Origin of the sequence: Massilia sp. CCM 8734 (assembly GCF_011682155.1) — a bacterium.
Lineage (GTDB): Bacteria > Pseudomonadota > Gammaproteobacteria > Burkholderiales > Burkholderiaceae_D > Telluria_A > Telluria_A rubra.
The window spans coordinates 1-26,784 of sequence record NZ_WHJI01000066.1 but is presented as its reverse complement, the minus strand read 5'-3'; the positions used below and the strand labels follow the sequence as shown (position 1 = coordinate 26,784).

27 protein-coding genes and 1 pseudogene are annotated in these 26,784 nt (G+C 66.1%); 14 read left to right on the top strand and 14 right to left on the bottom strand.

The window, feature by feature from the left end; genetic code table 11:
- Positions 1-224: 224 nt before the first annotated feature.
- The 5 genes from F2P46_RS33885 to F2P46_RS33865 form a co-directional block, all read right to left on the bottom strand.
- Positions 225-2,309, bottom strand: a complete 2,085-nt coding sequence (locus tag F2P46_RS33885; protein WP_166898694.1) for a methyl-accepting chemotaxis protein — start codon at positions 2,307-2,309, stop codon at positions 225-227.
- 32 nt (positions 2,310-2,341) lie between these two features.
- Positions 2,342-3,154: a TorF family putative porin gene (locus F2P46_RS33880; protein ID WP_166898693.1), complete on the bottom strand. Its 813-nt coding sequence runs from the start codon at positions 3,152-3,154 to the stop codon at positions 2,342-2,344.
- 349 nt (positions 3,155-3,503) lie between these two features.
- Positions 3,504-4,388: an alpha/beta hydrolase gene (locus F2P46_RS33875; protein ID WP_166898691.1), complete on the bottom strand. Its 885-nt coding sequence runs from the start codon at positions 4,386-4,388 to the stop codon at positions 3,504-3,506.
- 114 nt (positions 4,389-4,502) lie between these two features.
- Positions 4,503-5,078 carry a TetR/AcrR family transcriptional regulator gene (locus F2P46_RS33870; protein WP_166898689.1) on the bottom strand — a complete coding sequence of 192 codons (576 nt, stop codon included), beginning with the start codon at positions 5,076-5,078 and terminating at the stop codon, positions 4,503-4,505.
- Complete coding sequence (locus tag F2P46_RS33865) at positions 5,075-5,416, bottom strand: multidrug efflux SMR transporter (RefSeq protein WP_166898687.1); 342 nt, start codon at positions 5,414-5,416, stop codon at positions 5,075-5,077. The genes F2P46_RS33870 and F2P46_RS33865 overlap by 4 nt, the downstream gene beginning before the upstream one ends.
- A gap of 315 nt (positions 5,417-5,731) precedes the next feature.
- Here F2P46_RS33865 and F2P46_RS33860 point away from each other — a divergent pair, with 315 nt between their 5' ends.
- Positions 5,732-7,213, top strand: coding sequence for a serine hydrolase (locus F2P46_RS33860; protein WP_166898685.1), 1,482 nt, complete (start codon positions 5,732-5,734; stop codon positions 7,211-7,213).
- Between the two features lie 13 nt (positions 7,214-7,226).
- On the opposite strand, the gene F2P46_RS33855 is transcribed toward F2P46_RS33860, so the two are convergent.
- Together F2P46_RS33855 and F2P46_RS33850 are read right to left on the bottom strand one after the other, a co-directional pair.
- Positions 7,227-8,216: a nucleotidyl transferase AbiEii/AbiGii toxin family protein gene (locus tag F2P46_RS33855; protein ID WP_166898683.1), complete on the bottom strand. Its 990-nt coding sequence runs from the start codon at positions 8,214-8,216 to the stop codon at positions 7,227-7,229.
- A gap of 11 nt (positions 8,217-8,227) precedes the next feature.
- On the bottom strand, positions 8,228-8,806 hold the full coding sequence (locus tag F2P46_RS33850) for a hypothetical protein (RefSeq protein ID WP_166898681.1): 579 nt from the start codon (positions 8,804-8,806) through the stop codon (positions 8,228-8,230).
- Positions 8,807-8,896: 90 nt separating this feature from the next.
- Here F2P46_RS33850 and F2P46_RS33845 point away from each other — a divergent pair, with 90 nt between their 5' ends.
- The gene (locus F2P46_RS33845; RefSeq protein ID WP_166898679.1) at positions 8,897-9,682 is read left to right on the top strand and encodes a hypothetical protein; all 786 of its coding nucleotides are present in this window, start codon (positions 8,897-8,899) and stop codon (positions 9,680-9,682) included.
- A 66-nt stretch (positions 9,683-9,748) separates the two neighbouring features.
- On the opposite strand, the gene eat is transcribed toward F2P46_RS33845, so the two are convergent.
- A complete protein-coding gene (gene eat / locus F2P46_RS33840) occupies positions 9,749-11,131 on the bottom strand; it encodes an ethanolamine permease (RefSeq protein WP_166898678.1) in 1,383 nt (460 codons plus the stop codon).
- Positions 11,132-11,360: 229 nt separating this feature from the next.
- Positions 11,361-12,905 carry a hypothetical protein gene (locus tag F2P46_RS33835; protein WP_166898676.1) on the bottom strand — a complete coding sequence of 515 codons (1,545 nt, stop codon included), beginning with the start codon at positions 12,903-12,905 and terminating at the stop codon, positions 11,361-11,363.
- Positions 12,906-13,202: 297 nt separating this feature from the next.
- Between F2P46_RS33835 and F2P46_RS33830 the strand changes: the two genes are divergently transcribed.
- Positions 13,203-14,021 carry a TatD family hydrolase gene (locus F2P46_RS33830; protein ID WP_208296887.1) on the top strand — a complete coding sequence of 273 codons (819 nt, stop codon included), beginning with the start codon at positions 13,203-13,205 and terminating at the stop codon, positions 14,019-14,021.
- 202 nt (positions 14,022-14,223) lie between these two features.
- On the top strand, positions 14,224-16,056 hold the full coding sequence (locus F2P46_RS33825) for a long-chain fatty acid--CoA ligase (RefSeq protein WP_166898674.1): 1,833 nt from the start codon (positions 14,224-14,226) through the stop codon (positions 16,054-16,056).
- A gap of 148 nt (positions 16,057-16,204) precedes the next feature.
- Here the strand turns inward: F2P46_RS33825 and F2P46_RS33820 are convergent, their stop codons facing one another.
- From F2P46_RS33820 to F2P46_RS33800, 5 genes are all read right to left on the bottom strand, one after another.
- Entirely contained in the window at positions 16,205-16,333 is a 129-nt protein-coding gene (locus tag F2P46_RS33820) for a PEPxxWA-CTERM sorting domain-containing protein (protein ID WP_229509565.1), read from the bottom strand.
- Positions 16,330-16,866, bottom strand: coding sequence for a hypothetical protein (locus F2P46_RS33815; protein ID WP_166898670.1), 537 nt, complete (start codon positions 16,864-16,866; stop codon positions 16,330-16,332). Before F2P46_RS33815 ends, F2P46_RS33820 begins: the two co-directional genes overlap by 4 nt.
- Before the next feature lie 156 nt (positions 16,867-17,022).
- Positions 17,023-17,334, bottom strand: a complete 312-nt coding sequence (locus F2P46_RS33810) for a hypothetical protein (RefSeq protein ID WP_166898669.1) — start codon at positions 17,332-17,334, stop codon at positions 17,023-17,025.
- A gap of 165 nt (positions 17,335-17,499) precedes the next feature.
- Positions 17,500-18,048 carry an RNA polymerase sigma factor gene (locus tag F2P46_RS33805; protein WP_166898667.1) on the bottom strand — a complete coding sequence of 183 codons (549 nt, stop codon included), beginning with the start codon at positions 18,046-18,048 and terminating at the stop codon, positions 17,500-17,502.
- Between the two features lie 217 nt (positions 18,049-18,265).
- On the bottom strand, positions 18,266-18,811 hold the full coding sequence (locus tag F2P46_RS33800; protein WP_166878642.1) for an RNA polymerase sigma factor: 546 nt from the start codon (positions 18,809-18,811) through the stop codon (positions 18,266-18,268).
- A 313-nt stretch (positions 18,812-19,124) separates the two neighbouring features.
- Here F2P46_RS33800 and F2P46_RS38075 point away from each other — a divergent pair, with 313 nt between their 5' ends.
- The 10 genes and pseudogenes from F2P46_RS38075 to F2P46_RS33755 form a co-directional block, all read left to right on the top strand.
- A complete protein-coding gene (locus tag F2P46_RS38075) occupies positions 19,125-20,084 on the top strand; it encodes an FHA domain-containing protein (protein ID WP_229509564.1) in 960 nt (319 codons plus the stop codon).
- Positions 20,081-21,445, top strand: a complete 1,365-nt coding sequence (locus tag F2P46_RS33795) for a FliI/YscN family ATPase (RefSeq protein ID WP_368737987.1) — start codon at positions 20,081-20,083, stop codon at positions 21,443-21,445. Before F2P46_RS38075 ends, F2P46_RS33795 begins: the two co-directional genes overlap by 4 nt.
- On the top strand, positions 21,442-21,930 hold the full coding sequence (locus tag F2P46_RS33790; RefSeq protein ID WP_166898663.1) for a hypothetical protein: 489 nt from the start codon (positions 21,442-21,444) through the stop codon (positions 21,928-21,930). The genes F2P46_RS33795 and F2P46_RS33790 overlap by 4 nt, the downstream gene beginning before the upstream one ends.
- Positions 21,920-22,501: a hypothetical protein gene (locus tag F2P46_RS33785; protein ID WP_166898661.1), complete on the top strand. Its 582-nt coding sequence runs from the start codon at positions 21,920-21,922 to the stop codon at positions 22,499-22,501. Before F2P46_RS33790 ends, F2P46_RS33785 begins: the two co-directional genes overlap by 11 nt.
- 67 nt (positions 22,502-22,568) lie before the next feature.
- Entirely contained in the window at positions 22,569-23,651 is a 1,083-nt protein-coding gene (gene sctQ / locus F2P46_RS33780) for a type III secretion system cytoplasmic ring protein SctQ (RefSeq protein ID WP_166898659.1), read from the top strand.
- Positions 23,648-24,307 (top strand): type III secretion system export apparatus subunit SctR, encoded by a 660-nt coding sequence (sctR, locus tag F2P46_RS33775; RefSeq protein WP_166898657.1) that lies wholly within the window; start codon positions 23,648-23,650, stop codon positions 24,305-24,307. Before sctQ ends, sctR begins: the two co-directional genes overlap by 4 nt.
- A 22-nt stretch (positions 24,308-24,329) precedes the next feature.
- Positions 24,330-24,593, top strand: coding sequence for a type III secretion system export apparatus subunit SctS (sctS, locus tag F2P46_RS33770; protein WP_166898655.1), 264 nt, complete (start codon positions 24,330-24,332; stop codon positions 24,591-24,593).
- A gap of 3 nt (positions 24,594-24,596) precedes the next feature.
- Entirely contained in the window at positions 24,597-25,382 is a 786-nt protein-coding gene (locus F2P46_RS33765) for an EscT/YscT/HrcT family type III secretion system export apparatus protein (RefSeq protein WP_166898653.1), read from the top strand.
- On the top strand, positions 25,379-26,485 hold the full coding sequence (sctU, locus tag F2P46_RS33760; protein WP_166898651.1) for a type III secretion system export apparatus subunit SctU: 1,107 nt from the start codon (positions 25,379-25,381) through the stop codon (positions 26,483-26,485). The genes F2P46_RS33765 and sctU overlap by 4 nt, the downstream gene beginning before the upstream one ends.
- Positions 26,475-26,784, top strand: a pseudogene (locus F2P46_RS33755) (hypothetical protein); the annotation flags it as partial. The gene sctU and the pseudogene F2P46_RS33755, both read left to right, overlap by 11 nt.

Sequence of the window (26,784 nt, the reverse complement as noted above, 5' to 3'; positions counted from 1 at the left end):
AGCGCGCGGCGTCAAGGTTGAGATCGGCGGTTTTGTGGGAGAAGAAATGCGCCGGCAAGTGGCGCAGGAATTGCGACGGGAACTGCGCAGCCGTGCATTCGTGCGCTGAGCGCGTGCGGCCCCTTGCCGCCCCTGCGCGAGGCGATGGGGCGCCGGCGCTGCCGGCCGGCACCGGCCCCGGCACAGCGGCGCCCGCTGGAACGCGGCGCCGTGCCGCACGAGCGTCAGAACTCGTCCCACTCCTCGGTGGCGTGCGCGCTTGCCGGCTTGGCTGGCTTGCCTGGCTTGGCCAGCGCCGGCCGGGCTCCCGCCCTGGCCATCGTCGTCGATGGCGTGGAGCGCGCCACCGCCTGGTGCGCGGCGCTGTGGGTACGGTCGTCCAGCTTGAACACATTGACCGCCCTGGCCAGTTGCGAAGCCTGGAACTGCAGGCTTTCGGCCGCGGCGGCGGCTTCTTCCACCAGCGCCGCATTCTGCTGGGTCACGCCATCCATCTCGGCAATCGCCTGGTTGACTTGCGAAATGCCCTGGCTTTGCTCGCCGGTGGCAACCGTGATCTCCGCGATGATGGCGTTGACCCGGCCCACGCTGGCCACCACCTGCTCCATCGTGCTGCCAGCTTCATCGACCTGGCGGCTGCCGATCGCCACCTTGCCGACCGAATCGTCGATCAGGGTCTTGATTTCCTTGGCCGCCGCCGCACTGCGCTGGGCCAGGTTGCGCACTTCCGAGGCCACCACCGCGAAGCCGCGCCCCTGCTCGCCCGCGCGCGCCGCTTCCACCGCCGCGTTCAAGGCCAGGATATTGGTTTGGAAGGCAATCCCATCGATCACGCTGATGATGTCGACGATCTTGTTCGACGACTCGTTGATCGAGGTCATGGTGGCGATCACCTGCGACACCGCCGCCCCGCTCTTGCGCGCCACGTCGGAAGCGGACGCCGCCAGCTGGTTGGCTTGCTTGGCGTTCTCGGCATTATCCCGCACGGTCGCGGTCAATTGTTCGATCGAGGCGGCCGTTTCTTCCAGCGAACTGGCCTGCTGCTCGGTGCGCGCCGACAAGTCATTGTTGCCATGCGCGATTTCCGCACTCGACTGCGCCACGTTGTCGGCGCTTTCGTGCACCTGCACCAGCACCGCATGAATCTTGGCCACGAAGGCGTTGAAGCCCTCGCCGATCACCGCCAGTTCATCCTTGCCGCGCACGTCCAGCCGCACCCGCAGGTCGGCTTCGCCCGACGACAGACTGGTCATTGTCGCGCCCAGGGTACGCAGCGGACGGGTCAGTCGCGACACCACCGTCACCAGGATGCCCCCGGTGGCCACGGCGCACACCAGCGCCACGATCAGGGTGTAGAGCAGCAGTTCGCGCGCCGACGCGGTGGCCACGGCTTTGGGAAAGCTCAGATCCACGCTCCACGGCGCGATATCGGCATGGATCGACAAGGGCTGCAACAGGCGGATGTTGCCATGGCCATCGTCAAATTCATACGGTTTGCCCTGCTTGATGCGTTCGAGCGCGGCCGCCGGCAAATCGTCGGCCGCCTTGCCCAGCCTGGCCGCCTGGGGATGGCTGGCGTACACGCCGCCATTCGAAATGAGCGACAATTTGCCGCCCTCGATCACCTTCAGCCCGGCCAGGATGGCGGTCAGGCGCGGCAGCATGAAGTCGGCGCTGGCCGTGCCCTTGAACTTGCCTTCCACGATGATCGGCGCCACCAGCGAGGCCATCAGCACATCCTTGCCCCCCACCGGATACACGTACGGCTCGGTAAAATAGACCTTGCCGCTGCCCTTGGGAATGTCGTACCAGTCATTCGCGCCTGCGGCGGTGCCGAACACGATCGGTTCGATACTCACCGCATTGCTGGCGTCGCGCGTAAAGTACGGCATGAAACGCCCGCTGGCGTCGTAGTGCGGCTTCTTGTCGGCGAATTCGGCATCCTTGCCGTCGAGTTCGTTCGGCTCGAAGGTCACCGCCGCGCCGATCAAGTCCTCCGTCCCGAGCAGGGTGGCGCGGGTCAGTTCGTAGATCTGCTCGCGCTGCAAGGGCTGCTTGACGGCCATGGTCGCGCGCATCGCCGAGCCCAGGCTGATCACGCTGGACAGGTTGCTCGACAGGCGGCTCTGCAAGGCGCCGACGACTTCGCGCGAGGACGTGCGCGCCAGCTCCATGGCCGCCGCTTCCGCGCTGGCGCTGCTTTTGACGCCGATCACGACCGCTGTAACGGTAAGGCTGAGCACCACCAGCCCAGTGGCGGCGATGCAAATCTTGCTGTTCAGTGAAAGACCCGATCCGAATGCTGCCATGGTTTTTTTATCCTCTGTCGGTGTATCGAACATCAAAATGTCTTGGTCAGCGCCACCACGAAAGTGCCGACGGCCGGATTCGACACCGCGATCTTGCCTGATGAGTCGGGAATGCCGAGCGTGTACGCATCATAGGCATTGGTGGCGCCGCGCGCCTTGGTGTACGCGCCCGACATCGCCCAGCCGCCGTCGAAGGCCTTGCTGATGCCCACTTTGAGGTCGCGCCAGTTCCAGATGTCGTTGCCGGGACCGTCCACCCGACCATCGCCCGCGTGCAGGTTGAGGGTGTAAGCCGAGCCAAGGTCGACATTGGCGCCGATGTCCAGGTAAGCGGTGCCGCGCGCGTTGGTGATGCCGAAAAATTCCTTGGTGTAGGTGCTGTTGTACTTGGCGTAGAAAAATTTGTAGGTCATGCCCAGCGACAGCTCGCCGTAGTCGTAGGTGGTGGCGGTGGCGCGGTACTCGGCGCCAGGGTATTTGTAATAGTAGAGCAGCGCGCTGTAGCCGATCGGCCCGGCGGTTCCGGTGTAGCCGCCGTACAGGTCGATTTCGAGCGTGCCATCTTCGATGAAGCGGTTGCTCACGGTCGACATCCAGACCCCGGCCGACCAGCCGCTCGGGTGGCCCAGGTCGAAGCCGCCTTGCAGCGCCGGCTTGCCCCAGGTCTGGCGAAAGCCGCGCGAGATGTATTGCGAGGCCAGGGTGACGTTGGCGGTCATGGTGGCGGCCGGCGCGGCCGCAGGGGCAGGCGCAGCACTGTCGGTGGCCTGGGCCGATGCCTGGGAAGCGCACGCGAACAGGCTGGCAAGGGAGAGAGCAATGCGGTGCTTGACGATAGAAGGCATCTTGAATTTTCCGTAAGGTTACTGGACGCGCAAGGACAGCCGCACCAGGTACATCTTGAGCGAAGTGTCAGACGAGGGTCAGGTCAAACGTGCGGCAAACTCTGCCGGCGAGCTTGGGGCCGGCAGCGGCACCCGGTCATGCTGGGGGCTTGAAACAGGTGGGCGCGCGCAGACGCGCGCCCATGCATGAAGAATAGGCGCGAGCGCGCGGCCATGTCAAACGTGTTGCACTACGAGAAGGAAATCCGTTGTATAACGGAGAGAACAGCTGACAATCGGCCAAGATGGCGGCGCGCGCGCATGCGCGCGCCGTCGTTGACGACCTCCAGGGGACCGTTGATCGGTCCGCTTACTGCGCCACGCCTGGCGCCTTGCCGACGCCGCTGCCGCTGCCGCTGCCGCCAGTTGGCCCGTACACCGTTTCCAGCGCCAGCGCTTCGCTGGCCCGGTAAATCGTATCGTGGCGCTCCTTCGGCATCGGCCTGAAGCTCAGGCTGACCCCAGCCGGCGCATGCGCCAGCAGCGACGCCGCCAGGCGCGCCGTGCCGGGCACGATATTGTCTTCATCGGCCGAGGTCAGGAAAATCTTCTTCTGCCGGGCCGGCAGCGCCTTGACGCTGGCGTCCGCCGTGCGCACCAGCGCTTCATCGTTCCACCACAGGCTGGGGCTGATCGCCACGTAGCGGTCGAACAGGTCCGGCTCGACCAGCAAGGTCTCGACGATGAACAGGCCGGCCAGCGACTCGCCCACGATCCCCTTGTCGGCCGTGACGCGGTAGTGCGATGCGATATAGGGCATCAGCTCGCTGCGGATGAACTGGCGGAACGCCGCCGAGCCGCCCACGCGCACGGCGATTTTCTTGTCGTTCTCAACCGTGGTCGGGCCGGTCAGGTCGCGCCGGCGCTCGGTGTTTTCGATTCCCACCAGCAGCACCGGCGGCATGCGCCCGGCCGCCACCAGGGTTTGCACCGTCTGCGCGACGTGCGGGAAGTCTTCGGCCTGGCCGCCGTCCGGCATGTACAGCACCGGCAGCGGCGCTCCGTCTTTGCCGCCGTGGCCGGCCGGCGCAAACACATTGATGCGCCGCGTTTCGGACAGCACCGTCGATGTCAGCAGGAACGTGTGCGACTGCAAAGTTGGGGCGGCAGGCTGGGCGGACGGCGCGGCGGGCAGGCCGGCCGGCGCTTGGACGGCGGCGCAGCAAACGGTCAGGGCGAACAAGATTTTTTTCATAGGAAATCCATGGGCGAGAGAACGCTAGTCTGCCACTAAAACATTGTCTATACAACACAGTACGACATCAGGCCAAGCGCCGCCGTGTGGAAGACGCGCAGGATCTGAGCCCGCTCACGCCGGGCGCGCCGCAGCCAGTGCCAGCAACTGCGCGCGCACCTGTGGAAAATACGCCGGCCGCTCGGCGCGCGCCAGCAGCCAGTCGAACCAGGCGCCGTCGGCGGCCAGCCGCACCACGCCCAGCAGCGGCGCGCCATCGGTAGCGGCGTGCAGCGCCAGCCGGTTTGCCAGCCACGCGTCCCAGCGCTGCTTGAGCGCGGGATCGGCGATCAGCGACACCGGCAAGGCAACGCTCCACGGATTATCCGATGTCTCGGGCGGCTCGTCGAACACCATGCGCACGTAGGCGCGCGTAAAACATCCGTAGGCGCCGTCGTCCCCGGCCAGGCAGGCGTCCAGGCCCTCGTCGAAGCGCGCGATCATGTCGTCGAACATGCTCTCGACCAGCGTCTGCTTGTTGGCGAAATGGTGGAACAGGCCGCCTTTGCTCACGCCGGCGGCCTGCGCCACGGCCTGCACGGTGACGCCGGCCAGGCCTTCTTCCACCGCGATCTTCGCCGCGCAGCCGAGCAAGGCGCGGCGCACCCGCTCGGGTTCCTTCTTCCTGGTCGACGCGGCTGGCGCGTTCAATGCGCCACCGACGTCGAAAACGCCTGCACCAGCACCACGCCGATGACGATCAGGCCGATGCCGATGATCGCCACCGGGTCCAGGCGCTGCTTGAACACGATCACGCCGATGAGCGCCGTCAGCACGATGCCCACCCCGCCCCAGATAGCGTACGCCACGCCCAGCGGCACATGTTTCAGCGCCAGCGACAGCAGGTAGAACGAGCCGGCGTAGAACACGGCCATCAGCGCGGTCGGCAGCATTTTGCTGAACTGCGCGGACTTGCCGAGGAAGGTGGTGCCGATCACCTCGCAGATAATGGCGCCCGCCAGGGCAAGATAAGAAAACCAGGCTGTCATGCTCGAACTCCGCGTCATCAAGAACCCGGACTATAACATACCGACCGAACGGTATGTTTCAAGAAACATTACTCAACGGACTATTCGGCTGCCCGCCCTTGCTGCTAGTGTCCTGAGTTGGAAATTCGTTGACTATAAATATGGCGAAATCGTGCTGAGACAAGGAAGAAAGCGCAGACAGGCAGGCGCCTGGCGAGCATTTGTGACGCGGTATCGGCGCGATTATCGCCATATTTATTCTACGAATTTCTAACTCAGGACACTATACTGCAAGCGGCGCACCGGCCGCCCCATGCCGCTCACGATTCGACGACAATGACAATATCACGACTGATTTCCCTGCCTGCGCTCGCGGGTTCCTGCGTGCTGGCCCTGTTGGGCGCCAGCGTGCAAGCGGCGGCGGCGGCGCCGGTGCCGGCCACCGACGCCGAGATCCTGGCCATGATGAAGGCGCGCGTCGATATCGATAAAAAAGGCAGCGGCATGGTGGTCGGCCTGATCGATGCGGGCGGCAGCCGGGTGATCTCGTACGGCGCCTTGAGCATCGGCGGCGCGCCGGCCGGCGCCGACTCGGTGTATGAAATCGGCTCGATCACCAAGGTCTTCACCGCCACCCTGCTCAGCGACATGGTGCTGCGCGGCGACGTCAAGCTGGACGATCCGATCGGCGCCTGGCTGCCCGCCGGCGTCAAAACGCCGCAGTTCAAGGGTAAGCCGATTACCTTGCGCGAGCTGTCGGCGCAACTGTCGGGTTTGCCGAGCATTCCGGCCAACCTGGCGCCGGCCAATCCGGGCAATCCGTTTGCCGATTACACGGTGCCGCAACTGTACGCGGCGCTGGGCGATTACGTGCCGACGCGGGCCAGCGGCGAGGTGTATGGCTATTCGAACTACGGCGTCGGCCTGCTCGGACATATCCTGACCCTGCGCGCCGGAAGCGATTTCGACACCCTGGTACGCCAGCGCATCGGCAAGCCGTTGGGCATGGACAGCACCGCCATCGCCCTGGGCGCGGCGATGAAGAAACGCCTCGCGACCGGCTACGGCATGCCCGGCAAGGCGTCGCAGAACTGGGATATGCCGGCGCTGGCCGGCATGGGCGCCCTGCGCTCGAGCACGACCGACCTGCTCAAATTTGTCGGCGCCAACGCGGGCCTGATTCCCTCGCCGCTGTATCCGGCGATGCAGGCCGCGCACAAGCCGCAGCACCCGCTCGGCAAGCAGCCGGGCGAATTCATCGGCCTTGGCTGGCATATTCTCGACAAGTTCGACTCGCACATCGTCTGGCATAACGGCGGCACCGCCGGCTACCGCACGTTTATCGGCTTCGATCCGGACACGCGGCGCGGCGTGGTGCTGATGTCCAATTCGCACAGCGGCTCGGACGATATCGCGCGGCGCGCCCTGAACCGCGCCTTCCCGCTGACAATGTACAGCCCTCCGCCGGCCTTGCTCGATGCGCTGGCGCAGCGAGGCTACGAGCAGATCGACGCCGTCTACCACGACCTGCGCGCCGCCGATCCGCAGTTCAAGCTGGAAGAAGTGTTCGTCAACCAGTGGGCTTACGAGCTGCTGATGCAGGGCAAGCTGAAAGACAGCCTGGCGCTGTTCAAGTTCAACGCCACGCTGTACCCGGCCAGCAGCAACGTGTTCGACAGCCTGGGCGAAGCGTATGAAAAGAATGGCCGCCCGGACGAGGCCATCGCCAGCTACCGGCGCGCGCTCGCCCTCGATCCGCAAGCGAAGAACGCGCAGGACAGCCTGACACGGCTGAGCGCCCCGCAACAAGCCAAGTGAAGCGCGGGCGCGTTCAGCCGCGCCGCCCGAGCAAGCCCCACAAGCGCACCGACATGCTGGCCGGCTTGCCCGGCGGCGCATAACTTGGCCCCGGCGCAACATGCACAAAGCCGGCAAGTCGCAGTTGCATGGCCAGTTCGGTAACGAGCTGGTCGAAGTCCTGCCACAACAGCTCGGGGCCGCCGCTATAGACATTTCCCAGCCTGCTTTCGTTCAGGACCAGGCCGGGGTGCGGTGACTCGCGCGCACGCCACTGTGCAAAACAGTCGTCCACACTGTAACGTCCGCATTGGATCCTCTCCCACGCCGGGTGCAGCGCGATCGTTTGATCGAGCAGCCAGTTGAAGCACCCCAGGGGCGTTTTATCGCGCCGGCACTCCTCTTCCAGGACCGCCCAAACGACAGCGGCATCGACCGTATTGGCGCGTAACACGAGAATGATGTCCATCATGTCCTTGAAGCGCGGCCGCACCATACACTGATGCAGCTTCCACGCCACCTGCAGTTCGATCGCCACGCTCTTTTTCACCATGAACGCATCTCCCATGCGGGGCTGGTACAGCAAGGGCTGCGGCGGCGGCTCCAGGCGCAGGCCAAAACTGACGTCGATGTCAACATCAAGATAGTCATCGCCGATCCACGCGTCGATATCGGTATTCACAGTCGGAAAATCGTCGTCCATCACGTAGTCGATATTGCGCCAGAACGCATTTTTAGAAAAGCTGTCGAAGCGAATGCCGTCGTCGCAATCGGTTTCGGTGACGGCCGTCGCCCAGGCAGTGAGCTCCTTCGCATCGAGCGCGCCCAGGCCGACCCAATCGAGGTCGCCGGGCATGCGCCGCCAGCCCTGGTCGATCTGCTGGCCGGTAACGTAGCTGCCCTTGAGCATGAACGGACCGTCCACCATCGCGGCACGGCGAAGAAAGGCTTCTTCCGCCACCAAGCGCCGGACCACATTGTCGTGCATGTCGTGTTGCGCGGCGTAGTCCGTGATTTGTTGCATCGTTATTCTCATCATGCCTGCTCCAGCCATCCCTTATCGAGTGCAAGATTGCTGTCGTAGACGACGCTTTCCCACTGTTGTTTTTCAATTAGCCATCCGTGCGCGTCGAGCGCCCCGGTCAATTCCGCCACGCGCGCGCGCAAGCTGGCATGCCCGCCTGTTTCGCGCAAGGTGACGTAGCGGAGGTCGCCGCCGCGGATCGCGTTGTTCGACAAATGAGCGCCGAAGGGCGCGCACAGCGCCGCCAGTTGCAAGCGGATTGGCTCAGGCACGAGCATGCGGCCGTGCCATTCAAAGTAATGGTGGCGGGCGGGCACTACGGGTTGCGCATCGGGCGAGGCATCCTGCTCGATCTTGCAGCGCACCACCTCAAAACCGGCTTGCGCCGCCTGCCCGGCCAGCGCCTGCGCATGCGCGATCACCTCATCGAGCTGGCCGGCGCGGCGCAAGGTCAGCATTGGCTGCACCGGATGAATGCCGCGCGCCAGAGCGATGACCATGGGCTTGGCGCCGGTCGCGGCGGCGAAGCGCTCCAGCGCGTCCCACTGCGCCGCAGCCAGCGGTGCGGTGGTCAGGTGAATTTCATACATGTGCTTCCAGTGGCGCGCGGCCTGAATTGTCGAAAAGCCAATATGATACAGTGGACGGACAATCCATCACATCAAGCAAACAACGCCGCCATGAAAATCAAACAACTGGAACCCGCCGACTCCCGCCTGCGCCTGACATGCGAAGGCCTGCTGATCGGCGACATCGATTCCTTCGCCGCCCTCATGGCACTTGCCGACGAACAGGCCACAAGCCATCCGGGCACGATGATCCTGTTGTCGCTTGACGACCTGGGCCAGTCCGAATACACCTCGGGCCACGCCACCGCCAGCCTGCAACTGGACGACACGGACGGCTATGACACCAGCAAGCTGGCCCCTGCCGCCTACGAGAACGGACGATACCTGGGCGACCTGGCCACCCCTTCCGAATTTTTCATCGTCGAAGAAAATTTCAGGAAACTCTGCACCGGCGCCGACTTTGCCGCCGCATGCGCGCGCGGGATCAAGATCGAAGACGACGAACTCGATGCGCTCGAGGCCATCAACGCCGACCCCGGCCTGCTCCTTGACAGCGAGGTCATCCTGCGGCGGGTTCCGGTGAGCGCCCCTTCGATGATGCTCAGCGCCGTTCCCAACGGCTACTTCAGCTGCGACCTCGATCCGTCGGAGAATTACGCCCTGGCCGAACTGCTGCGCGAACGCTATGGCTACAGCCTGTTTGGCATGGGCGCCGCCTGCATCGGCTTGCGGCGTGCAGCGCCCCTTCCCGCCGACGCGGCGCAGGCATTGGGACGCGACCTGGCGCGCCTCTACAACTGCGCGGAAGACGCCGCCAGGGTGGCGCGCCTGGCGCAACTGGGCGCCGGTCGATGCTACCTGCTGCTCAAATACGTCGAGTATTTCGACAACACGTAAGCGGGTCAGGCCCAACGCCGATTTTTTGTCAGCACAGCCTGCGCATGCCCGTGGCGAGCGCTTTTTTCAGGCGTTCTCCACCTGCGGCGCCGCCAGCGCCGCGCGCCGTCCCGACGTCATCAGAAACACCACGTAGCCGGCCAGCAGCAAGCCGGCAAACACCAGCGCCATGACGAGGTTGTAGTACACCATCGTCCCCAGGCAGACCAGCGCCCCGAGCAAGGCGAACAGCGGGAAGAACGGATACATCGGTGCGCTGAACGGCCGCACCATTTCCGGTTCGCTGCGGCGCAGCTTGAACAGCGCCAGCATGCTGACGATATACATCGTAATTGCCCCGAACACCGACATGGTGACGATATTGGCAGTCAGGGTCTGGCCGCCGATCTTGATCAATTCATCGCTGTAGATCGCCGCGATCCCGACCACGCCACCGGCCAGCACAGCCCGCTGCGGGGTCTTGAAGCGCGGATGGATTTTGGCGAAATAATGCGGCAGATAACCTTCGCGGGCGAGCGCGAAGATCTGGCGCGAATAGCCGAAGATGATGCCGTGAAACGATGCAATCAGGCCGAACAAGCCCAGCCACACCAGCATATGCAGCCAGCCGCTGCTGCCGCCGACGATCATCTTCATCGCCTGCGGCAGCGGATCGTTGATGTTCGACAGCTTGGTCCAGTCCCCCGCCCCGCCCGCGAACAACATCACGCCCAAGGCCAGCGCCACCAGGGTCAGGATGCCGCTCACATACGCGATCGGAATCGAGCGGCGCGGGTCCTTGGCCTCTTCGGCGGCCATCGCCACCCCCTCGATGGCGAGGAAAAACCAGATTGCGAACGGAATGGCGGCGAACATGCCGGGAACGGCCGCCATGCTGAAGCTATCCTGCCCGGCCCAGCCGCCCTTGGTGAAGTTATCCAGCGAAAACCCCGGCGCCACCACGCCCATAAACACCAGCAATTCGAAGATCGCCAGCAGCGCCAGCATCAGTTCCAGGGTGGCCGCCACCTGCACGCCGAGCATGTTCATGGTCATGAAAATCACATAAGCGCCGACCGCCACAAGCTTGGGGTCGAGCGCGGGAAACTGCACGTTCAGGTAGGCGCCGATGGCCAGGGCGATGGCGGGCGGGGCGAACACGAATTCGATCAGCGTTGCGGCCCCGGCAATATAGCCGCCCACCGGGCCGAAGGCGCGCTTGCTGTAGGCGAACGGGCCGCCGGCATGGGGAATCGACGTGGTCAGCTCGGTAAAGCTGAAGATGAAGGTGGTGTACATGGCGGCGATGAAGATGGCCGTGACGGCAAAGCCCAAGGTGCCGGCCGAGGCCCAGCCGTAGCTCCAGCCAAAATACTCGCCGGAGATAACCAAGCCGACGCCGATCCCCCACAATTGAAAGGTGCTTAATGCTTGCTTGAGCGCGGGCGCGCCTGCGGTGTTCGCGTTCATGAGTCACTCCAGTCCGGGTAAGGTGGGGAAACGTGATACGAAGATTGCTCGATGCGGCCAGCGAACGCGCGTGCGATGGGGCCATCGGCGGCGCAACAACGATGCTGACGAGTTAAGTATGCCGTTAAATCAACGGTTTTGGGGAAGAGTTCGCTCGACAATGCGCAACTCAGCGCAACTCAGCGCAACTCAGCGCATTGTCGGCGTGCGGCGCCGGCCGGCGCCAGGGCTAAGGGTAGCTCTTGAGCAAGACCTGCTCGCTCAAACTGTTCAACGATTGCTGGCGCTGCTCGTCCTTTTGGTCGTCCGACAAGCGTGTTTGACCAGTCAGGTAGGGCGACAGCGCCGCCAGCAAGTCGCGCTGGAACGATTGCTGGCCGGGCGTGACCATATCGGACACCAGCTTGCCCATCACATAGCTCAGCACCCGGGCCGACTGGCTGGCGGACTGATTGAGCGTGGCCTTGAGCAAGTGTCCGTCGCTGTAGGCCAGGTTCATATCGCTGCTGGCCGCGTCCTTGATCTGATGATAATCGTAGTTCTGCGATGCTTCGGTGTGATCGAGCCTCAACACGGCGCCGGGCGTGCTCGGCGTGTGAAAGCTCGCGTTCAGCTCGGACTTCTGCTGCTGCGAGACGGTGCGCTCGCCCCGGCTCGGCCCGCCGACGCTGGTGCTTTGCGACAACTCGTAAGCAAAGCTGTCCTGTTCGCTCGGACGCATCGGATTGATCGCAGTCGACGCCTGGCTGACCGAGGCGTTGAAGTCGGCCAGCCCGCTCAGCGCGGCATGGTCGGCAGCCGCCAGCTCCCACTTGCCGCCCGTGGCCACGCCGCCGCGCGGCTGCGCGGCGCCGACATTGGTATTGAGGCCGGTAAAAGCTTCCTTGAACATCGTCATCAGGCCGGCATCGGCCCGGCCCCGGCTGGCCGCCTGGTCGAACTGCTTGAGATGGCTGGCCAGCGCCCTGGCCTGCTGTTCCGGGCTGCCCAGTCCCGACAGATTGCCGGTATCGACGCTGACCGAGGCCGTGCCGGATGGTCCGCTCAGGCTGACCTTGCGTTGCGCGCCGTCAGCATGAAAGGCGAGCGACTGGGTCGTTTCCGGGTCGCTGGCCAGTTTGATCGTGGCGCGCAGGTCGACCGAGGCCAGCACGGCCGGGTCGAATTGCGTCAAGCCCTGCAGCCGGACCGAGGGCGGGTCCTGCGTTATGCCGTCGATCGCCTCCTGGAAGCCATCGGCCAGGCCGGCCAGCGCGCTGCGCTCGGCATCGCTCAGTTCCGCGCTACTGCTCATGCGCACCGCCAGGCCATCGTCGGTGTTATCGAGCGACAAGGTGACCTCCACCCCGCTTTTGGTGCTGATGCTGAGCGAAATCTTGTCGTTCCCCAGTCCGTGCAAGGCCGGCGCTGCGGCCGCCACACCGTAGGGCGAGGCCGGCATTGCGGCCGGGGCCAGCTGGACCGATTGGGAGACGTTGCCGCCCTCGCCCCGGAACTGGCCCAGCAAGGCGGCACCAAGGCCGCTGAAACGGCCGGCCGCCGAGCGCGCGCCGACATTGGCCGCCATTAACGCGCTGACGCCGTCCTGCGCCGTGGATTCCCAGCTGAGGCCGGGGCGGCCCGAGGCGGAGGCGGACAGGCTCTGCGGGCTGAGCTTGACGATGGTCGACGCTGCCGGTTTCTGGACAACTTGCGCGTCGGCGCGTTGAGCGCTCGGCGCCGGGCTGCGCACGGGGGCGGCATTCCAGCTGGGAATGGAAGAGATAGCATTCATGTTCGCGAACCTTGAGAAAATAGTCTATTTGTCAACTGAACACTTCAAGACGGCCTGACCGTCGAAGCAACGTTGACATAAGCCTATATCGGCGAGGAAATGCAAATCATGAGACTTGAGGCAAAATTCGCTATTTTGAAATGTTGCGAGTCGCATAAGCGCTATTTTTTTATGGCCCCGACCGGCGATGCCTCGTCATCAGCCGTGCTGTTGGCAGGCCAGCGCCTTGAGCCAGCCGTTAGTGGCCCACCCAAGCCATATTGACAAACTATTAAGCCGCAGCTGACAATACCGCTCATGCACACATCTCCCCTCATCGACATTGGACTGAACCTCGCCAGCCACCGCTTCACGCGCGACTGGAAACAAGTGATCGCGCGCGCGCACGACGCCGGTGTCGAGCGCTTCATTTTGACTGGCACATCGCTCAAGATTTCCCAGGAAGTGGCGCTGCTGACCGAAAAAATGACCCCGGGCACTGCCTACTTCACCGCAGGCATTCATCCCCATTACGCGTCCGAGCTCAACGCCGACGCACTGGCCCGGCTGCGCGCGTTGCTGTCGCATCCGAATGCCGTGGCGGTGGGCGAAACGGGGCTCGACTACAACCGCGACCTGTCGCCGCGCAATGTGCAGCGCGCCGCGCTCGAGGCGCAGGTCGAACTGGCCTGCACGGTCGGAAAACCCTTGTTCCTGCATGAGCGCGAGGCCGCGGACGACCTGCTGGCAATCCTGGATAATTTCAGGGACCGTTTGCCGAAATGCGTGGTGCACTGCTTCACCGGTAGCGAGGCGGTCGCGCGGCAGTATATCGACCGGGGCTTTTATCTCGGCATCACCGGCTGGGTCGGACAGAAAAACCGCAACCAAGACCTGCTGGGCGCGCTGCAAGTCATCCCGCCCGGGCGCACGATGCTCGAAACCGACGCGCCCTACCTGACGCCGCCCGGCTACTCGCCCGCCATTGCGGGCAGAAACGAACCGGCTGCGCTGCCGCGCGTTGCCGAACTGCTGGCCATCGCGCGCGGCGTGCCGGTCGAGCAGGTCCGGGCCGATGCCCATGCGGCGACCATGGCGTTCTTCGGGCTGGCGACGCTGCACCCGGCGCTCGGCTGACTCTGTTCAAGGCGGATGCGCGGCGATTTCCTGAAGCAGTCCGCCGTGCGCCTTGTCCCGGCACCCGGCACACATTGACGTGGCCAGGCGCGGTGAATGCCTGATTTTTATCCGGGAACCATGTGTTTCAGGTGCGTCATCGCATTCTCCCGGTATCATCCGCCTCTCACTTTGCCCGGCCTTGTGCCATTTCGCACCATTTATGACTTCTTTGATCGATACCAACCCGGCCGACCCGTTAACCGCCTTGCGCACCCTGGCGGAACTGTTTTCCTGGCGCGTCAAGCACACGCCCCTTGCCAACGCATATTTACGCTACGACGATACCGGCGAGCGCTGGATGCCGATTTCCTGGCAGGCCATCGGCGACCAGGTCGAGCGCATCGTCCACGCCCTTGCGGGGCTGCGCCTGGCGCGCGGCGCCCGCGTCGCCATCTTGCTGCCGAACGGAATCGATGCGGTCGCTGTCGACCAGGCCGCACTGGCGCTGGCGTGCGTGCCGGTACCGATGCATGCGCTCGACAACCCGGCCAGCATCGCCTACATCCTGGCCGACAGCGAGGCATCGGTATTGGTGGCCCAGTCGTGCGCGCAGTGGCAGGCGATCGCCGCCGTCGGCATGGCGCTGCCGGCCTTGCGCCAGGTCGTCATCATGGACGCCGCCGGACTGGCCCCGGCAGTTGGCGCCGAATGCCCGGTGCTGGCTTTCCAGGACTGGCTGATCGCGCGCGCGGACGGCGAAACTGGCCTGCGCGAAGCGCCCCGGCACGACGACCTGGCCGCGCTGGTCTACACCTCGGGCACGACGGGTAAACCCAAGGGCGTCATGCTCACCCACGACAATGTGCTCGAAAACGTGAAGGCGACCATGCAGCGGGTGGCGCCGCGCGCGGACGACGTGTTCCTGTCGTTCCTGCCCCTGTCGCACACCTTCGAGCGCACGGCCGGCTATTACCTGCCGATCGCGTCCGGCTCGTGCGTGGCGCACTCGCGCTCGGCGTCGCGGCTGGCCGTGGAGATGAAGGCGGTGCGACCTACCATCCTCATTTCGGTGCCGCGCATTTACGAGCGCGTGCACGGCGCGATCGAAGCGAAACTGGCCGCTTCGGCCCTGAAACTGCGCCTGTTCGCGATGGCGCAAAGGGTGGGCTGGCGCCGCTTTTGCCGCGCGCAGCAACTCGCCGTGCCGGACGGCGCGCCAGCCTGGCTGGACGAGCTGCTGTGGCCTTTGCTCGACAAGCTGGTGGCGTCCAACATCCGGGCCCAGTTCGGCGGACGATTACGCTTGGCCGTGAGCGGCGGCGCAGCACTGCCGCAGGCGATCGCGCGCTGTTTCCTGGCCCTTGGGGTGCCGGTGCTGCAGGGCTACGGCATGACCGAAACCTCGCCCGTGGTCGCGGCCAATGGGCTCGACGACAACGACCCGGCCACGATCGGCCGGGCGCTGCCCGGGGTCGAAGTACGCATCGGCGAGATGCAGGAGCTGCAGGTGCGCGGCCGCAGCGTGATGCGCGGCTACTGGAAGCGCGAGGCCGACACGGCGGCCGCCTTCATCGATGGCTGGCTGCGCACCGGCGACCAGGCGGTGATCGAGAACGGGCGCCTGCGCGTTCTGGGACGCATCAAGGAAATCATCGTCACCTCCACCGGCGAGAAGATCGCGCCGTCGGACCTGGAGCAGGCCATCACGGCCAGCCCGGTGTTCGAGCAAGCCTACGCGTTCGGCGACAATCGGCCGTTCATCGCCTGCGTGGTGGTACTGAGCCAGGCCGGATGGGCTGCGATGGCCGCTGAGCTCAAGCTCGACCCCGAGGCCGCCGACAGCCTGCGCGCGCCGGCCGCCGCGGCGCTGGCCTTGAAGCGCATTCGCGAACTGACCAAAAGCTTCCCGCATTATGCGCAGCCGCGCGCGGTGGCCCTCACGCGCACACCGTGGACCAGCGAAAACAGCTTGCTCACGCCCACCCTGAAGCTCAAGCGCCTGAACCTGGCGAACCACTTCGCGGCCGATATCGAACGGCTTTATCAGCGTTGAGCGTACCCGGCATGCATCGACGCGTGCGCAGCAGGCCGCCGACCGGCGCACAGGGCGCGCCGCCGTCGGCCTCGGTGCATGCCGGTTCCGGAACCGGCCAGCGATGCGGCGCCGGATACGGTCCCGATGAACCGTCCGGCGGGCGGTGTCAGCCTGCCAGCGCCGCCGGCCGCTGACGTCGACGCCGCGCGGCCCCGGCGACCAGCCCCATCCCCGCGATGAGCATTGCGTAGGTGGACGGTTCCGGCACCGCCGTGACCTCGGCAAAGCTGGTCATATACGCCCCCATTGGGTCGTCTCGGTCCACCATCCGATACCGATGCCGCTCTGCGCCGGGTCAAACCGGATCGCATACGGTTGGTCCGCCGTCGCCGAGGCACGTACGTCGATCGTCCCGAAAACAAAATCGGTCGAGTCCCTGAACCACATTTGAAGGTCGTGCCGGCTGTCGGTACGGCGGCCTATCATCGTCGCCTGCTGATCGCCTACCGACAATCTGCTGTCCGGAAGACTGAACGAAAACGAGTTCAGGTAGAGCGAGGTTTCCGCAAAATTCTTGGTCGACCCGGCGTTGGCCCAGGGAGCGCGGGAGTCCTCGAACGTGAAGCGGCCGACGATCTTGTCGCCCACATTGATGATGCGTGTCTGCGCCGGGTCCCAGCCATTGTATTCGGCCGGATTGGGGGCATCGTCGTACACCGGCCGCATTGACCCGACAGTGGCGGAGAATTCGTAGACGTGCAGGGCCGCATACGCCGGCTGGGAGAAAAACGCCGTGGCAAGCACTGCTGCGGTCGTCCAACTTCTCATTGTTCATCCTTAAATTTTGGTAAGAAAGCAATAATATCCCCCCGGCAACGTCGAATTACCGGCAAATTCTGCGTCAGCGCCGGTCGCGATGCCGACTGCTGTGGTTTTTGATGTCAGGCCCAGCCGCTTTCCATCCGTATCGGGTGTACACGCCCGTCAGGCAACCGGTGCCGCACGTAGCGGGCCGTCGGCATCGGTTTGAATGACGGTGCCTCCGTACAGCGCGATGTCGTCGGGCTCCAATGGCGTCATCAGATGCCAGATCCAGAGACCGCGGATTCCACCTGCCACATGTAGGAGGTCGTGCCCATCGCTTCGGCACGCGAGCTGGCGTAGTGCTGGCTCATATCGGCTGAGCGATTCGGCACGTGACAAGAACATGATCAGCGCCGCTGCCGGGCCGTCGGCTTCGTACTGTTCGTACCCCATGCTGAAGTCGGAAAACGTAGCGGAGACAGTAAACAACATGTTTTGACCTTAATGCGCCCTGGCAAATCAGACCATCGCAGTCCAAGTTACCGGGCGTGTTGATTAGCTGGAAAATGAAAGCGTATGCATCTGCTTAGTCGCGATTACGACAGATAGGGTCCGTCAACGCCAACGCCGGCATCACAACGTATCGGAAAGACACACTCAGGCGCCCGCGCCGAAGCGCTCGCGCACGGCAGCGCGCACCCGCGAAACGCGCGAACGCACGGTCCCCACCGGCACCTCCAGGTACTCGGCCGCCTCTTCGTAGGTGATGTCGCGGCTGACAACCACGTCGAAGGTCTCGCGGATCTTGGGCGGAAAGCTGCGCAGCAACGCGTCCACCCTGGAGCTGATCTGGCGCGATTCGCACAGCTCGGCCGGATTGGCGCCCTGGTCCTTGATCTGTTCGAAGTAGCCCTCCTCCACCGCCTCGTACAGGTCGGCGCTGTTGCGGCGCACCTGGTTGCGCGCCAGGTTCAGCGCAATGCCGAACAGCCAGGTCGACGGCTTCGACATGTCGGCAAAGCTGCCCGCACAGCGCATCGCTTCGATGAAGGTACTCTGCACCACGTCCTCGGCATCCTCCAGGTTACGCGTGTAGCGCTGCACGAAACGCACCAGGTGCTGGCGGTGTTCGATGAACAGGCGCTGGACGTCGACGGCCGGTGCGGCGGGCAACGACACGGTGCTGGAAACAGGCGCGGACATCATGACAATTCCTCCATGGAGTGATAGCAGTGGCGAATGAATAACTTTAAGAACTTCAAATTTTCATTTAACAATGTATCAGGAAAAACACCGTCTTCGGGCCTTTGCCGCGCATCTTCCTGCGGTTTTGAGCATCGTTGAGAAGTTCGGCCACCGCCCCTGCAAAAAACGATAATGCGGCGACAACGGCATGCCGAAATGGCATGCTGAAATGGCATTCCTACGCCATGCTGCCGAACTGCTCGCGCACCGCGGCGCGCACCCGCGAGACGCGCGAACGCACCGTGCCCACCGGGATCGACAAGTACTCGGCCGCCTGCTCGTAGGTGGCATCACCGTTGACCACCACGTCGAAGGTTTCGCGGATCTTCGGCGGCAGGCTGCGCAGCAGCGAGTCGACCTGCAGGGTGATCTGGCGCGACTCGAAGCGGTCGGCCGGATTGGCAAACTGGTCCGCGATCTGCTCCATGAAACCCTCCTCCACCGTCTCGTACAGATCGGCGCTGTTGCGGCGCACCTGGTTGCGCGCCAGGTTCAGCGCAATGCCGAACAGCCAGGTCGACGGCTTCGACAAGCCCGAAAAACGGTCGGCGCAGCGCATCGCTTCGATGAAGGTGTTCTGCACCACGTCCTCGGCGTCTTCCAGGCTGCGCGTGTAGCGCTGCACGAAACGCACCAGATGCTGACGGTGCGCCATGAACAGGCGGCGCACGTCGATGGCGGGATTGGCGGCGGCCTGGGTGGCGGCGTAGTCGATAGTCATCATGCGGTTCTCCAAAATGGCGGGAAGGGGGCGTGCTGTGCGTATCGGCCGTGCCGGTGTCGCAGCACCATGGACGCCAAGATAGCAGCGATAAATCGCGTTTTCGCCGAACCATGAGCATTCGTGAGACTTTGAAAAACGTTGAGGAAATCGCCCGCCCGCGCCGCCGCCGCGACGGAACCGCGAGCCCGCCAGCGCCCACAACGCGCGTCGCATCATCGTGTCCGTGGCGCGCCGCAGCGCAGCCATGCGAGGCCGGAACCAAAGCGCACCGGCGGGTACTCACCGGTATCGAACCAGCCACAGAGACCACACCATGCTTGAACTACGCATCCTCAACGGCCTGCACCGCGGCGCCACCCTGCCGCTCGACGGGCAGTGCGTCACCCTCGGCGCCGGCGACGCGGCCGACATCGTCATGGCCGACCACGGCATCGAAAGCGAGCACGCGCTGCTCTCGCCCGACGGCGACGCCTGGCTGCTGACGGCCTGCGACGGCGCCATCTACGGCGCCGGTCGCGGCGAAGCGCAACAACTGGTCGAGCTGGGCGCCGGCGACTGCGCGCGCGTCGGCGACATCTGGCTGGCCATCGCCTGGCCGGACGCGCCATGGGAAGCGCCACCGCCGCTGCCCGCTCCCGAGCCCGAATTCGATGGGCGCGAAGCCGACGACGAACCCGCCGCCACGCCGCCGCTGCGCAGCCGCAGTCGTTGGCGCCGGCGCGGGATCGGCGCGCTGCTGGCCATGCTCGCAGCGATGCTGGCCGCCACCGCCTACGCGCTGACCACGCGCCCGCCGCCATCGGCCGTCGCGTCCTCCCAGGTGAACATGCCAGCCGCCCCTGCGCCGCCCCCCGCGCCCGCCCAGGCCGGCCTGCCTGGCGCGCCCCCCGCCGCGCCGGACCTGGCCGCGCTGTTCCGCAAGCGCCTGGCCGACGCCGAGCTGCTGAACCGCTTCGACCTGGCGCTCGGCGAACGGTCCTGGACCATGCAAGCCCATCTCGACGACGAAGAAAGCGCGCGCTTCGAGCGCATCCTGGGCAGCTTCATCAAGGAACACAACATCACCTTTCCGATCCATGCCAAGGCGGTGACGGCCGAAGCGATGCTGCCGTTCCGCATCGGCCAGGTGATCTCGGGCGCCAACGCCAGCGTGGTGACGCAGGACGGCGCCCGCCTGTACGTCGGCGACGACTACAAGGGCGTGCGCCTGGTGGCGATCCAGCCCAGCCGCGCGACCTTTTTCGGCAAGCGCAAGATCGAGGTGATCTGGTGACGCGCGATGCTGGCGCCACCCGGCGCCTGGCGCAACTGGCGGCCCAGGCGCCGTCCTGGCTGGCCGCCCTGCCGGCGGCGCCCGGACTGCAGCGCTTCGGCCGCGTGGCACAGGTGCTGGGCACCCTGATCGAGGCCCACATGCCGCCGGCCCGCATCGGCGAACTGTGCCACCTGCACAGTCCGGGCGCCCAAGCCATGCTGGCCGAAGTCATCGGCTTCTCGGAACAGGCCACCCTGCTGTCGGGACTGAGCCCGCTCGAAGGCGTCTCGCGCAGCACCCTGATCGAGCCGCTGGGACGCGTGCACACCGTCGACAGCGGCGAGCACCTGTTCGGCAGCGTGCTGGACGGCTTCGGGCGCGTGCTGTTCCGCTCCCCGCACGCCCCGCCCCTGCGCCCGGGGGCCTGGCGCGAAACCGTGCCGGTGGTGCGCGAGGCGCCCGCCGCCGTCGACCGCCCGCGCATCGCCACCGCGCTGCCGACCGGCGTGCGCGCCATCGACGGCTTGCTCACGCTCGGCCGCGGCCAGCGCGTCGGCGTCTTCGCCGGACCGGGCTGCGGCAAGACCACCTTGATGGCGGCGGTAGCGCGCGGCTGCCAGACCGACGCCATCGTGTTCGGCCTGATCGGCGAACGTGGCCGCGAACTGAACGAATTCCTCGACCATGAACTCGACCCCGAACTGGTCGCCAAGACCATCATCGTCTGCGCCACCTCGGACCGCACCTCGATGGAGCGCTCGCGCGCCGCGTTTACCGCCACCGCCATTGCCGAAGGCTTCCGCGCGCGCGGCAAGCAGGTGCTGCTGCTGGTCGATTCGCTGACCCGCTTCGCGCGCGCCCAGCGCGAGATCGGCCTGGCCGCCGGCGAGCCGCCCGCGCGCGGCGGCTTCACGCCCTCGGTCTACACCATGCTGCCACGCCTGGTGGAGCGCGCCGGCGCCACCGCCGAAGGCGCCATCACGGCCATGTACACGGTGCTGGTCGACGGCGAATCGGCGTCCGACCCGATCGGCGACGAAGCCAAGTCGCTGCTGGACGGGCATATCCTGCTCAGCAAAAAACTGGCGGAACAGGGCCACTACCCGGCCATCGATATCCTCGCCAGCATCAGCCGCACCATGGGCAACGTGACCGACAGCGCGCACCGCAAGGCGGCATTGCGCTTTCGCGCGCTGCAATCGCGCTACCAGGAGATGGAATTGCTGATCCGGCTCGGCGAATACCGCAGCGGCGGCGATCCGCTGGCCGACCAGGCGGTGGCGCTGCGCCAGGCCCAGACCGACTTCCTGCGCCAGGACACCAGCGGCCAGACCCCGTTCGCGCAGACCCTCGAACGCCTCGCGGCGCTGGCGGCGTGAGGCTGCGCCGCGCTGGTGCGGGGACGCGGCGCGAAGCGCCCGAGGTGGCCGAGGCGCGCGTCCCCGACCGCACCATCGAGCGCCTGCTCGGCGTGCGCAAGCAGCGCCTTGAACGCTTCGAACGCGAGCGGCGCGAGGCGCGCGAGCACTGGCGCGGCCGGCGCCACGCACAGCGCCTGGCCAAACTGGCGTGGCGTGACGCGCGCGAGGGCGCCGCCGAGCACTGGCGCCAGGCGCGCGCCCGCTTCTTTGCAATGGAAACCGACAGCCGCCAGTTTCGCGCCGCCCAGGGTGGCTACGAACGCATGAAGCGCGACACCGCACAGCGCCTGCTGGCATGGCGCGAGCGCGCCGGCGAGAGCCGCGCGGCCGGCAGCACGTTTTTCGCCGCCCACCACCGGCTCGCCGAGGCCCGTCGCCAGCAGGAAAAGCTCGACATCCTGCGCCAGCACATCAAGGAAACGGAGCGCCGCCATGACGATTGAGCTACGAGCCCGCATTCCCGCCCCGGCGCGCGACGACGATCCGCCGCCACCGGTACGCCGGCCGGCACCGCCGCGCTATGCGCCGCACCCCGCCCCCAGGGCCGCGCCGGGCGCCACTACCACGCCCCCGGCAGCGCGCGCCAGGATGCGCGATGCCCAGGCCGCGCGCCAGGCCGACGCGCGCCGCGAGCGCGCCGCCACCGACCTGGCCGACGCCGACCCGCACGCACCATACATCGACGCCTTCGCTCCACTGCGCGAACGCTGCCAGGGTGGCGAGCCCGATGGCGGCAACGGCGCCGTGGCCGGCGTCGGCAGCGCTACCGCCAGCGGCGACGCCGGCGTCGAAGAGGCCTTGCTCGTACTGCACCAGCAGCAAGGCATCTTCGAACTGCTGCTGCCTGGCGGCCAGACGCTCGGGGTGGTGGTCCAGAGCGTGGCGGGCGGTGTGCACTTCATGCTCAGCGCCGGCGGCGGCGTGCTCGAACGGCGCCTGCGTCAAAACAAAATGGAACTGGAACGGCGTTTGCAGCAACGTATGCAAAAGGATGTGCGGATCGCCGTGCTGTAGCGCCCGATCCCATCCGCCATGCGGGCGCCGCCATTGCGTCGCCGCGGGCCTACCCGGATTCATGACCATGCCGAGCTCCCCCATCATCAACCCAAGGCCGCTGGCCGTGGCCAGCATCGGCCGCGTCCAGGCCGGACTTTCGCGCCGGCTGGGCCTGGGCCGCCAGGCAGTGCTGCCGCCGCTGGCCCCGGACGCCGTCCTGGCGCTGCACATGGCCGTCGACAGCGCGCCGGCGTGGATCGATCCGCTGACCGTGCACGGCAGCTTCGGCAGCATCGCGCTGGACCGTGGCGCGCGCCTGCTGCGCGCCCTTACCGGCATCGACCTGGGAGAACACCAGCACGGACCGCATTGGGATTGGCTGCAGGGCGCCGTGTGCGCTCGCCTGGCCGGCACGCCACTGGCCGGAGCCGACAGTTTGGCGCCAGGCGTCGCCGACGCCCCGGCGGCGGCGCTGGCAACCCTGCGCCTGACCCTGCGCAGCAGCGGCCACCTGGTCGCGACGCACGCACGCGCCAGCGCCGCCGACTGGCTGCGCCTGCTGGCCGGCCCCGGCTGGCTGCCGCTGCAAGCCCCGCAAGATGCCTTTGCCGGCCTGCCGCTACGGCTGCCGGTGCGGCTGGCCCGGCACCGCCTGCCACACGCCATGCTGGCCGGCCTGGGTCCCGGCGACGTCCTGCTGCCCGACGCCGGCGCCTTCGATTGCAACGGCTGCGGCCACGTCGGCCTGGGCGCACTGCGCGCCATGGTGCGCTACCAGGCGCCGGGCACCTTGATCATTTTAGCTTTGGAGAACCGCATGGAACCGATACATGACAACGACAGCGACAGCCATAGCGACAACGACATCGACAACCATAACGACAACGACATCGACAACGACGACGCCTTGCCCCAGGATGAACCGGCGCCCGAGCTGCACGCCGCCGCGCTCGACCAGTTGCCGGCCACCCTCGACATCGAACTGGGCAAGCTCACGCTCACGCTCGGCGCCCTGCGCAGCCTGGCCGTCGGCAGCGTCCTGCAACTGGCCGGAGCCAACCCGGCCGCCCTCGACATCCGCTGCGCCGGGCACCTGCTGGGCCGCGCCGAGGCGGTCGACATCGACGGCGCCCTGGGCGTGCGCATCACCGAATGGAGCGCGGCATGATGGGCAGCCAGTACGACGTCGTCTCGTTTGCCATCCTGCTCGGGATGATGTCGCTGATCCCGCTGATCGTCGTCGTCACCACCTCCTTCCTGAAAATCTCGCTCGTGCTGCTGGTGCTGCGCAACGCCATCGGCGTGCAGCAGGTGCCGCCGACCCTGGCCATCTACGGCATCGCCCTGGCCGTGAGCATCTTCATCATGGCGCCGACCGCGCAGCAGGTCGGCGCCCGGGCGCTTGCCATCGAGACGCGCGGCGGGGCCGCCCAGAGCGGCCAGCTGCTGACCCAGGCGCGCGAAGCGGTCGAACCGCTGCGCGCCTTCATGCTGCGCTTTTCCCACCCGGACCAGCGCGAGCTGTTCCTCGACTCGGCCAGGAAACTGTGGCCGAAAGAGATGGCGCAAGCGGCCACGTCGAGCGACCTGCTGGTGCTGGTGCCGGCCTTCGTGGTCTCGGAACTGCAGACCGGCTACCAGATCGGCTTCCTGATCTACATTCCCTTCGTCGTCATCGACCTGCTGTTGTCGAACCTGCTGATGGCGCTCGGCATGCAGCAGGTCAGTCCGCAAACCATCACGATTCCGCTCAAGCTGCTGCTGTTCGCGATGGTCGGCGGCTGGGGCAAGCTGCTCAATGCCCTGGCCATGTCGTATCTCTGATCCACCAACCGCGAGGCACGCCATGGGCGACACACTCCAATTCTTCCAGCAGGGCTTATGGCTGGCCATTGTCATCTCGGCGCCGCCGCTCTTGATTGCGACCTTGTTCGGCGTGCTGGTCTCGCTGGTGCAGGCGGTCACGCAGGTGCAGGACCAGACCCTGCCCTACGTGGTCAAGCTGCTCTCGGTGGCGCTCACTGTCGCCATGCTGGGACGCTGGTTCGGCGCCGAGATCATGCAGCTGGCCGAACGCGCCTTCGTGCTCATTCCGACCATCGGACGCTAGCCCATGACGACATCGCTGCTGGTCGACCTGCAAACCTTCCTGGTCGCGATGGCGCTGACCTTGCCGCGCAGCGCCGTCTGCCTGGCGATCCTGCCCGGCTTCGGCACCCGCACCTTGCAAGGCATGATGCGCAACGCGGTGGCCTTCGCCATCGCCTTGCCGGCGCTGGCCCCGACCTTCCTGTCGCTCCAGCAGTCCACGCCCGGCCTGCTGGTGGCCGCCATGCTGGCGCTCAAGGAAGCCGGGATCGGCCTGCTGCTCGGGGTGATGATGGCGATCCCGCTCTGGGTGGCGCAGTCGATCGGCTCGATTCTCGACACCCAGCGCTCGCCGATCCAGATCCAGTCCAACCTCGACCAGGATGCCAGCGCGCTCGGCGCCATGCTGCTGCAGGCGACCGTGGTGATGATGATCGAGGCCGGGCTGTTCCTGGCGCTGGTGCGCATCCTGATCGACAGCTACGGCCTGTGGCCGGCGCTGAACCTGGCCCCGCCGTTCGAACCGGGCCACCTGGACCTGCTGCTCAAGCGCTTCGGCGAATTCTTCTGGCATGTCGCGGTCTACGGCGGCCCGGTGATCATGCCGCTCTTGATGATCGACTTCGGCGTCGCCATCATCGGCATTTTCGCCGGCAACCTGCAGGTCTCGTTCATCTCGGCGCCGCTCAAATGCGTGGCCGGGCTGTTCATCCTGCTGGTCTACTGGCCGATCTTCTCGCACTACGTGGCCGGCGACTTCGCCCGCATGCTCGACCTGATTCCCCAGATGCTGGACTACGGCAGACGATGAGCGACGACAAAACCGAACAGCCCACCGACAAGAAGCTGAGCGACGCCCGCGACAAGGGCCAGGTCGCGATGAGCCGCGACCTGGCGCGCGTGTCCATGCTGATCGTCGTGGCCGAACTGGCGCTGGCCACCGAACCGCAATGGCACGCCGCGCTCGACGCCCTGTTCGAGCTGGCCCTGCGCCAGGTCGGCCGGCCCTTCCACGACGCCGTGCCAGCCATGCTGGGCGCCGCCGGCACGCTGCTGCTTGGCGTATTCGCCGTATTCTTCGTGCTCTGCCCGGTGGTGGCCTTTTGCGCCCACTGGGGCCAGTTCGGGGTGCTGATCGCGCCGGGATCGCTCACGCCCTCGCTCGACAAGCTCAACCCCGTCAACGGCGTCAAGCAGTTGTTCGCCAAGAAGAAGCTGGGCGAGCTGCTGATGGCGCTGGCCAAGGCCATCGGCCTGGCCCTGATGATCTGGGCCATGGTGCGCAAGCAGCTGCCATCGATCCTGCAGATGGCCAGCGGCGAGCCGAAGGATATCTACTTCGGCTTCATCGCGCTGCTGCGCATGGTGCTCCATCCGGTGGTGGGCATGTGCATGGTGCTGGCACTGATCGACTTCGCGCTGCAAAAATACTTCCACGTCAAATCGCTGATGATGGACATGGAAGAGATCAAGCGCGAATACAAGGAATCCGAAGGCGACCCGCACGTCAAGCAGGCGCGCAAGGGCCTGGCGCAGCAGTGGGCGTCCGAATCGGCGCCGGCCAGGACCGCCGGCGCCAACGCGGTGGTGGTCAATCCGACCCACTTCGCGGTGGCGCTGTTCTACGACCCGGGCCAGACCCCGGCGCCGCTGCTGCTGGCCAAGGGCAAGGACGAGGTGGCGCAGGCCATGATCCGCGAAGCGCGCGCGCATGCCATTCCGGTGATCCGCCACGTCTGGCTGGCGCGTACCCTGTATGCCACCGGCAAGGCCGACCACTACGTGCCGCGCGCCAGCTACGAATCGGTGGCCCAGGTCTACGCGGTGGTGCAGGAACTGATGGAGCAGAACGATAGCGGCCGCGAGGTCGAACTGGAAAGCCGTGGCGAACCACCCCCGAGCCATGCGCCCTGAGCCCGCCCAGGCTGCGCCGGTGCCGCCGCCAGGGCGGGACCTGCTGCCGGCACGCCGCGCCACCCGTACCGACTACCTGGTCGGCGGCGGCGAGGACCGCATGCACCACCTGGCGATGGTCGCCGGCAGCCCCGTGCCGCCGCCGCGCATGGCCGTCCCCGGACGCCCACGCACACCGGCGCCGGTCCGTCCGGCCAGCCGCATCGACTGCATGCGCCGCTGCGGCAGCGACGGCTTTTGCGATCCGTCCAGCGCCAGCGGCTGCGGCGGCGAATACTGCCTCGCCGGCCGCGACCAGG